This is a genomic window from Caloramator quimbayensis (assembly GCF_900167605.1).
Lineage (GTDB): Bacteria > Bacillota > Clostridia > Clostridiales > Caloramatoraceae > Caloramator_B > Caloramator_B quimbayensis.
This window is the reverse complement of the sequence record NZ_FUYH01000044.1, coordinates 1-9,687: the sequence shown is the minus strand read 5'-3', so window position 1 is coordinate 9,687 and position 9,687 is coordinate 1. Positions and strand designations below refer to the sequence as shown.

At 30.2% G+C, this 9,687-nt stretch carries 9 protein-coding genes; 8 read left to right on the top strand and 1 reads right to left on the bottom strand.

The window, feature by feature from the left end; genetic code table 11:
- The first annotated feature begins 128 nt into the window (after positions 1-128).
- The 8 genes from B5D15_RS14625 (at position 129) to B5D15_RS14590 (ending at position 8,673) form a co-directional block, all read left to right on the top strand.
- Positions 129-1,112: an ROK family protein gene (locus tag B5D15_RS14625; protein ID WP_078697846.1), complete on the top strand. Its 984-nt coding sequence runs from the start codon at positions 129-131 to the stop codon at positions 1,110-1,112.
- Between the two features lie 10 nt (positions 1,113-1,122).
- Complete coding sequence (locus B5D15_RS14620; RefSeq protein ID WP_078697845.1) at positions 1,123-1,770, top strand: D-sedoheptulose-7-phosphate isomerase; 648 nt, start codon at positions 1,123-1,125, stop codon at positions 1,768-1,770.
- A gap of 145 nt (positions 1,771-1,915) precedes the next feature.
- A complete protein-coding gene (locus B5D15_RS14615) occupies positions 1,916-3,325 on the top strand; it encodes an urease accessory protein UreH domain-containing protein (protein WP_078697844.1) in 1,410 nt (469 codons plus the stop codon).
- 31 nt (positions 3,326-3,356) lie between these two features.
- Entirely contained in the window at positions 3,357-4,070 is a 714-nt protein-coding gene (locus B5D15_RS14610) for a response regulator transcription factor (protein WP_078697843.1), read from the top strand.
- Positions 4,060-5,454, top strand: a complete 1,395-nt coding sequence (locus tag B5D15_RS14605) for a sensor histidine kinase (RefSeq protein WP_078697842.1) — start codon at positions 4,060-4,062, stop codon at positions 5,452-5,454. Before B5D15_RS14610 ends, B5D15_RS14605 begins: the two co-directional genes overlap by 11 nt.
- Positions 5,455-5,686: 232 nt before the next feature.
- The gene (locus B5D15_RS14600; protein ID WP_078697841.1) at positions 5,687-7,225 is read left to right on the top strand and encodes a hypothetical protein; all 1,539 of its coding nucleotides are present in this window, start codon (positions 5,687-5,689) and stop codon (positions 7,223-7,225) included.
- Between the two features lie 152 nt (positions 7,226-7,377).
- Positions 7,378-8,163 carry a hypothetical protein gene (locus tag B5D15_RS14595; RefSeq protein WP_078697840.1) on the top strand — a complete coding sequence of 262 codons (786 nt, stop codon included), beginning with the start codon at positions 7,378-7,380 and terminating at the stop codon, positions 8,161-8,163.
- 216 nt (positions 8,164-8,379) lie between these two features.
- Positions 8,380-8,673, top strand: coding sequence for a winged helix-turn-helix domain-containing protein (locus tag B5D15_RS14590; RefSeq protein ID WP_078697839.1), 294 nt, complete (start codon positions 8,380-8,382; stop codon positions 8,671-8,673).
- Positions 8,674-9,004: 331 nt separating this feature from the next.
- On the opposite strand, the gene B5D15_RS15560 is transcribed toward B5D15_RS14590, so the two are convergent.
- On the bottom strand, positions 9,005-9,687 hold a 683-nt coding region (locus B5D15_RS15560; RefSeq protein ID WP_207651477.1), incomplete at its 5' end, for a transposase.

Sequence of the window (9,687 nt, the reverse complement as noted above, 5' to 3'; positions counted from 1 at the left end):
GCATGTAAACTAACGAACCGCCGTATACCAGACCGGTACGTACGGTGGTGTGAGAGGACGCTGAATAAAATAATTATTCAGCTCCTACTCGATATTATGTACTTTGGCCAAATTGAGGAGGAATTTTAGTGATAGTAGTTGGAATTGATATAGGAGGTACAAAGTCTGTAGTATTATTAGGCAGAATTTTGAATGATGATATAAAAATACTTCATAAGTGCAAAATCAGAAATACAAGATTATATACTGCAGAGGAAATGCTTAATTTTTTTGTTGAAGATATTTTGTACTGTAAGAGTTTATTAAGCAAAGATGAGAAGGTTGAAGCAGTAGGAATTTCCTGTGGGGGGCCTCTAAATAGTAAGACTGGAACTATATTTTCCCCTCCAAACCTTATAGGATGGGATAATGTTAATATTACAGAATATATAGAAGAAAAAACAGGTATAAAGGCATGGCTATGTAATGATGCTAATGCCTGTGCACTGGCAGAATTGAGGATTGGGGCTGGGAGAGGGTGCTCAAATATGATATTTATGACCTTTGGAACTGGACTTGGTGCAGGATTGATATTAAATGGACAATTATATAGTGGAACTAATGATATGGCAGGAGAATTAGGCCATATAAGGCTTTCAGATTATGGACCTGTTGGATATGGGAAGATGGGTTCCTTTGAAGGGTTTTGTAGTGGAAATGGAATTGCCCAACTTGCTAAAATGATTGTTTTGGAGGAAATTCAAAAAGGAAATAAAACTTCCCTATGTGAAGATGTTATTGATATAGAAAATATTACTTCTGAAAAAGTTGGCATTGCAGTAAAAAATGGAGATTATTTAGCGAAAAAAATACTTCAACATGTTGGTATCCAGCTTGGGAGAGGACTTTCAATTTTAATTGATTTACTTAATCCAGAAAAAATTATAATTGGAAGTATATTTAATAGATGTTATGAAGAAATATGGCCATGGGCTGAACAGATAATTTATAACGAAACTCTTGCGTTATCAAGACAGGTATGTCATATAGAGCCAAGTATGCTCTCTGAATCTGTAGGGGATTTTGCAGCTTTATTTGTTGCAGAATATATGAGCTCAAAATATATGGATTAGGATGGTTCTTATGAAAGAAAGAACAATACAAAAAATAGAGACTTTTTTTAAAATAAATGATGATTTATTGTTTTTGAAAGACAATGTAATGGAAGCATGTAATATTATATTAAATACCTATAATAATGGTGGTAAGCTATTAGTCTGTGGGAATGGTGGCAGCTGTTCTGATGCAGATCACATAGTAGGAGAGCTTATGAAAGGTTTTTTATTAAAAAGACCATTAGATGAAGATATTAAATTTAAATTTATTCAGTATTTTGGAAATGAAGGTAGTATTATTGCTAATAAGCTTCAAGAGAGCCTTCCAGCGATATCTTTGGGTGTACATTCTGCCTTTAATACTGCATATATTAATGATGTTGATTCTTCATTAATATATGCACAGCAGGTCATTGGGTATGGGAAAAGAGATGATACTATTATAGGAATAAGCACATCAGGTAATGCAGTTAATGTATATTATGCTTTTATGGCGGCAAAGGTAAAAGGATTAAAATGTATTGCTCTTTGTGGTATGGATGGTGGCAAAATATCTAATATTTCCGACTGTAACTTAATTGCACCATCTTACGAAACTTACAGGATACAGGAATATCATGTAGCTATTTATCATTTGATTTGTGCTGTTGTTGAATCTGAAATTTTTAAATTTTAATATTTAAATAATATTCCCCTTTAGATAAAAAATTAATGCTTTCTATATCTTGCAGGAAGCATTAATTTTTTATTTTTTCTACATAAAATTTTCACATAAAATTTGTATGATTCATAAAAAGGAGTTTAATAATTGGAGGGATATTATGAATGAAAAGCTAATAGAAAAAGTTGTAAAAATAAAAGGTATGTCCTGTGCAGGGTGTGAAATAAGAATTGAAAATGAAATAAAAAAGTTAGATGGTATCGTAAAGGTAAAGGCAAGTTTTAAAAATTCAAATGTAATTGTTATTTATGACAGTGATTTAATAAAATATGAGACTATAGCTGAATGCATAGAAAAAATAGGATATAAGATAGATAATAGTGAAGATATTACTAAAAAAGAGGATAATTCAGTTGATATTTTATTAGGTATTGCGATATTATTATTCGGATTGTATTTTATAATTAAAAATACTATAGGATTTAACTTTTTACCTCAGATAAATCAATCTATGGGATATGGAATACTTTTTATAGTAGGATTTTTAACTTCGTTCCATTGTGTTGCAATGTGTGGCGGTATCAATATGACGCAGTGTGTTTCATTGGAAAACAAAAAAAATAATAACTTTAACTATATAAGACCAAGTTTCCTTTATAATGCTGGAAGAATATTATCTTATACTATAATAGGTGGTTTGGTAGGCGGATTAGGTTCTATAATAAATTTTTCTTCTAGAGCAAAGGGAGCAGTTGTAATTTTTTCAGGAATATTTATGATTATTATGGGGCTTAATATGTTAAATATTTTTCCATGGCTTAAAAGATTAAATCCTGTAGTTAAAATTTTTGGAAAAAATATATTTAATAAAAATGGAAAAAATGGACCTTTTTATATAGGACTTCTTAATGGGCTTATGCCATGCGGACCACTTCAGGCTATGCAGATATATGCACTTGGTACAGGAAGCTTTACAAAAGGTGCTTTATCAATGTTTATTTTTGCCCTTGGAACAGTTCCTTTGATGTTTGGATTTGGTGTATTTACTTCGTTTTTAAGCAGTAAATTTGCACATAAGGTTCTTAAAGTCAGCGCAGCTCTTATAATGATACTTGGCTTTATTACTATAAACAGGGGATTAGCAATATCAGGTGTAAATACAACATTTGCGAAGTCAGCATCTTTAAGTAAGGCTAAAGTAGATGGGGATGTACAAATTATAAATACTGAAATAGGACCATCTTACTATCCTCCAATAGTTGTACAAAAAGGCATACCAGTAAAGTGGATAATAAATGTTAAAGAGAAAGATTTAAATGGATGCAATAACACAATTATAATACCAAAATTAGGAATAGAAAAAGAACTAAATCCTGGAGAAAATATAATAGAATTTATTCCGGAAGAAGAAGGAAGTATAACATATACTTGCTGGATGGGTATGATTAGAAGTAATATAAATGTTGTGTCAGATATTACAAAAATAGAAGATGAAGATATAAATAAATCAATAAATGAAGATATACAAAATCAAACATATGGTGGATGCTGCAGTAATATATCTCAGTGAACTATAGTTTAAAAATAAAAGGATGGTATATATGAATTTAAGTGCAAAGAGAATTCTAATAGTAGATGATGAGGCAAAAATTGTCGATGTTATAAAATCGTATTTAGAGAAAAGTGGATATACTACAATTGAAGCATACAACGGGAAAGATGCATTAGATAAATTTAAAAAATTTAATCCATCTTTAATAGTTTTAGATATAATGCTTCCTGATATAACTGGAGATGAAATTTGCAGAACGATAAGAAAAATATCAAGAGTGCCTATAATAATGCTTACTGCAAAGGTGGAAGAGGAGGATATTTTAAAGGGTCTGAATATTGGTGCAGATGATTATATTACAAAGCCTTTTAGCCCGAGAGAGTTAGTTGCAAGAATTGAAGCAGTATTAAGGAGAACAAGTGATGCAATAGTTCCTTTGGCAAATATTATATGCTTTAATAAGGATGAGCTTGTTATTGATAGCTTAAAATATGAAATAAGGAAGAAGGGAGAAATAGTTAACCTGACACCAAATGAATATAAGATTTTTATGACTTTAGTAAAGTATCCAGATAAGACATTTACAAGGGAAGAGCTTATATACATGGCATTTGGAGATGATTTTGATGGGTATGATAGAACAATTGATACACATATAAAAAATATTAGACAAAAAATTGAAAATGACCCTAAAAACCCTAAATATGTATTGACAGTTCATGGGATTGGATACAGGTTTGGTGGTGAAAGTGATGAAATATAGATTAAAAACAAAACTGTCCTTATCCTATATTTTTATAGCTTTGGTATGTATACTTTTAATCAGTGTTTTTACAAATTTATATTTAGAAAAAAATTTTAAAGATTATATAATACAGAATCAAAAACGCAAAAACAACGAAATAGTTTCCCTTATAAAAGAACAGTATAAAGAAGATGGGAAATGGGATACACGGGTAATAGAAAACATTGGAATTAACGCATTGGAGCAGGGAATGATTATTAGGGTGGTTGATGCTACAGGTAAAGTTATTTGGGATGCTACAGTGCACAACAATGGTATGTGCCAGCAAATGATTTCTCACATGGCAAATAATATGAACAGCCGCTATCCAAATTGGAAAGGCGGATATGTTGAAAATACGTATAAAATAGATTTTAAATCAGCTCAGGTTGGAACAGTCCAGATAGGATATTATGGGCCTTATTTTTTTAACGACAATGATCTTGAATTTATTAATGAAATAAATAAATTATTACTCGTTGTTGGAATATTTTCCTTCTTCTTATCATTATTTGTTGGGGCATATATGACAAAGAGCTTAAGCAATCCAATTTTAAAAGTTAAAGATATTGCAAAGAAGATTTCAAAGGGAAATTTTGATAATAAAATAAATGAAAAGTCAAACATTGTAGAGATTTATGAGCTTACTGAAACAATAAATAATCTTGCAGAAACCCTCCAAAATCAAGAAACATTAAGAAAAAGGCTTACAGCTGATGTTGCTCATGAGCTTAGGACACCATTAGCAACACTTCAAAGCCATATGGAAGCAATGATTGATGGGATATGGGAAATGGATATTGAAAGATTAAAAAGCTGCCATGAAGAAATAATACGTATTAAAAGGTTAGTTGGTGATATTGAAAAACTTTCAAAATATGAAAGTGAAAATTTGATATTAAATAAAAGTTATTTTGATATATCAGAGCTTATTAAGAATATCATAAAAAATTTTGAAGTTGATTTTTATAATAAGAAAATAGATATAAAATTCAATGAAAAAAAAGAAATTATAAATGCAGATAAGGATAAGATAAGTCAAGTTATTATAAATCTTTTGTCTAATGCATTAAAATACACTCAAAAGTGTGGAAAAGTAAGAGTTGATGTTGATGCAGATAAGGATAAAATACAAATAAGCGTAATTGATAATGGAATTGGAATTTCCCATGAAGATTTACCGTATATTTTTGAAAGATTTTATCGTGCGGATAAATCAAGGAGCAGGATGACAGGAGGAGCAGGAATTGGTCTTACTATAACTAAAGCTATAGTAGAGGCACATAATGGTAAAATAGAAGTAGAAAGCCAATTGAATAATGGAAGTAAATTTATTGTGATATTACCAAAAAATAATATATAAAATGAAATGGTATTAGATGAATACAAATGATTCAACACTATAGAATAATTTTCTAAAGGTGCATATAAATTTAATAATTGCATTGTTGGGCTTTTCTGAGATTATATATATTATTCTGTCGGAGATAATCTAATCAGGCAAAAGATATGCATATTTTGTAACAATAATTTATGTTTTAAATATACTATAAGTGAAAGAGGGCATTGATAAATATTATAAAGGAGGAATAAAGATGCCTGATTTTTGCAGCTTAACTCCGATTAACGGGTTTGACTATAAAAATCTTGACAATGCAAGGCAAAATAACTATGCATGGTCGATGAGCGACTTAGGAGATTTTATTTATGTAGGTACTGGTAGAAATATATTGCTGAATATTATCAGTTCAACTATAAATCCCAAAACTGAAATTCCTGCATTAATAAGGCCGTATGAATTTGATAATTTTGGTGAAATATGGAGATATAGGAAGGACGGAAAACTTCCATGGGAAAGAGTTTATAAAGCTCCTTTAAACTCTAAAATTTATGGTTTCAGGTTTATGATTAGTCATAGGCCTTTTGGAGGCAGGCCATGTCTTTATGCAGCTGCCTTTGGTGAGAAAGTGAAAGTCCTAAAAAGCACAAATGGTGTTAACTGGTATCAAGTTTTGGATGATAATTTAAAAGGTACTTCTTCAAGAGCTATGGTAACTCACAGGGGAAAATTGTATATAGCTACTATTGACGAGGGCAATCAAAGTTCAATTCCGCTTTTGTATAGAAGTGAAGATCCTGAATTTTATCCATGGGAGAAAGTTATAGACAGCGATGCTAAAGGGTTTGATCCTGATAGAAATCCCAAAGGTGGAATAAGCAACATGGCAGTATTTAATAAGAGAATATATGTTGCCACTGCTAATGCAGATGGGGTACAAGTCTGGAGAACTAATGGAGAAGAACCTGAAATGAATGAGTGGACACTTATAGTTGATAAAGGATTTGGGAATCCTTTAAACAAGTATTCTCTAAGTATTGGTGTATTTAAAAATTATCTTTATGTGAGTGGTACAAAGCAGCTGCCATTAGCTTGGTTTATTCCAATGGGATGTGACATTATAAGAATTGACAGAAATGATAACTGGCAGCTGATAGTTGGAGGGAATCCTTTAATACCTTTAAATCAATCAGATGATAATAAATACAAAAGCATGTCGGGGCTTGGATCAGGATTTAATAATCCATTTAATGTATATGCATGGCAGATACAGGAATACCAGAGAAGACTTTATATAAGTACCTTTGATGATTCAAGCAATATGGAAGTAATATTGAATACTCTTTTAGCTAATAGAGCTTCTTTAGAAGAGCTTATAGGTGAAAAAATAACAAAAATATTGATAGAAATATATGAAAGCGTAGTAAAAATATTAAGAGGAATAGGATATCCAATAGGATTTGACCTTTATACTTCTGAAGATGGAGTGCATTTCAAATCTGTTTTCTTAAATGGGCTTGGCAATCCTTACAACTATGGAGGAAGAATACTTTATGTAGATAGCTGTAATAAATTATATCTTGCAACGGCTAATCCATTCGAGGGATGTGAAGTTTGGGAAACAAATAAAATTGAAAACTATAATTTACGATTATGCAATGAAAAACATTATGAGTGTTTATGGCAAGCAAGGGAAATAATAAAAGAAAAGTATGATGTTATAAGTGAAAATATGCCTGCTATTCTTAAGTTTATACCGAAAGATTATTATCACAGATTCTTTAATGATATCTAATAGTAATCAAAAACGATGTGGGGTGCAAAGCATCCCACATCGTTGCAATTTCTGATAAATTTCATTTTAAAAAAATTTAAAAATTTGTGACAAATTTGTGACATTTATTGTGCATAATAAAAATTAAGAGAGAAGAAAGGAGGATTAGATAAATGAAAAGAAAATTTATTAAGACGGCTGTGTTTTTTCTAATGTTTGCGTTCATATTATTTTCAGGAGGACAGGTATTAGCTTCTAATCTTAAAACTTCAAAAAATAATAATAAAATTTCAATTGCAAAACCTAAGGTTAGATATGAAATGAACTCACAAAATTTCAAAGAGAAGCTCGACAGCCTTGTAAAATCAGGTACTATAACTCAAGCTCAGGAAGACAAAATACTTTCATTAATTAAACAAAAAGAAGATGAAAGAAAAGCTGAGATGGAAAAAGTTAAAAACATGACGGAGGAGCAGCGAAAGGAATACTTTAAACAGAACAGGGTAAAAGCAAAAAGTGACATTTTTAAGGAGCTTGTAGAACAGAATGTAATAACTCAGAAACAGGCAGATACAATAAAAAACACTATTTTCGATAAAAATAAAGATAAAAGAAAAAATTTTAAAGGTGAAAATTTCAAAACTTTTTTAGATAATCAAGTAAAGGCTGGAGTAATAACGCAAGATGAAGAAAATAAGATAATTTCTTATATGAATAAAAAGGCTGAAGATAAAAAGGCCGAAATGGAAAAGATAAAAAGCTTGACAGAAGAAGAAAGAAAAGCATATTTTGAAAATAAGAAATCACAAGCAAAAAGTGATTTCTTTAAAGAATTAGTTGATAAAGGCATTTTGACTCAAAATAAAGCTGATGTTTTAAAGGAAAATATGAAAAATCAGATTAAATCTAATAAAAGTGATTCAGAAAGAAATAAGTTTAAGTTAAAAATTAATAAGTAAATAATAAAAAAATTTATATCAGTGTTAGGCTGTTGATAAGTATATTTTATCAGCAGCCTTCTTTATTATTAAAAGATACTTGCTTTTGATTAGTATTTTAATAAGATTTATAATTTTTATTATTGATAAATTTATTTGCTATAAAAATTTCATAATTCCTACATAATTTAGTTTTAAAATATAAAAACAAAAAACTGTCTATGAGAGGGTAGAATTATGAAAAGTAATTTAGGGATAAAAATTGATTATGATTCTCATTCAGTATACATAGATGGAATTTCAATAGATTTAACACCTAAAGAATTTGAACTGCTTTATTATTTTGTGGAAAATGAAGGAAAAATTTTAAGCAGAGAACAGATATTAAATAGAGTATGGGGATATGAATATTTAGGAAGCCCAAGAACAGTAGATACCCATATCTATCGCTTAAGAATCAAACTCGGTAATAAGGCTGATTATATAAATGCTGTCTGGGGACTTGGTTATAAATTTGAAATTAAAAAGTAAATTATTTTAGCTTTAAAATATTAATGAAAAGCAAAAATGGATGTTTGGGACGGTTACTTATTATTTTACCTTCTAATTCAAATTTTAAAATCGCTCTATCGTTTACTCAACCCCATCGTTTTTCCTTAAAAAATTATTTGTTTTTTAGATAATTTACCTTATTTTGTATAGGCTTGTCCAATCTTAATATATATTTCAACCACAAACGCAAAAACTTTTTATTGACTTGCGGATATTTAACAAAGTTTTTTATAGTCAATAAATTAAATTTCAAAAAGGCATGCATTATTCTTTGTATAAATGCAAAATGTTCCCTTTAATATTGAAAACTTTATGCACACATTTTTAAAATTTCATCAAGCAATCCTTTATACTTTTCCTCCTTTACAAGCTCTCTGCCTATTGTGCACAGCCTCGAAACATTAGCTTGCCCCATATTCCCAAGTATCCTGCATATATCGGCGCATTTTAAATCGCAAAACTTTCTTAAAACAAAGCAAAGCACAGCCTTTGCTTCTTTTGCATCCTTTGCCCTTTTTATCCTTAGCATAAGCTTATCCATGTTAAACTTCTCTGTAATTATTTCTATTATCCTCTCAGGGGATATATCCCTTACAAGAACTGTCCTCATGCTTCTGTATTCCGTAGGCTCATTTTTAAACTCTTCCCTTTGAGCATCTACTACGCTTTTTACTTTAAATATGAAATTCCTGTACATGGCCCTTGCAGCAGCTTCTTTCAGGCTGAACATTGATAAAATAAACTCATCGTCAATAAGTTGATACTCATCCTTCTTTTCAGCTAAAAATATTCCTAAGGATGAAAAAGGATAATCCTGAGGGTTTGTCTCGTAGCCTTTGATATCCGTTGCATTATAGTGAACATAAGCAGTTAAGGCGAAGAGATACCTGTCATCCTTGACGATTTTGCTTTTAAATCTGTCTTGGAAGAGGTGGCCATGTCTTTTATGCCTTTTGTTAAAATACATGGCATATTTGTAGTTGATAAAATGCA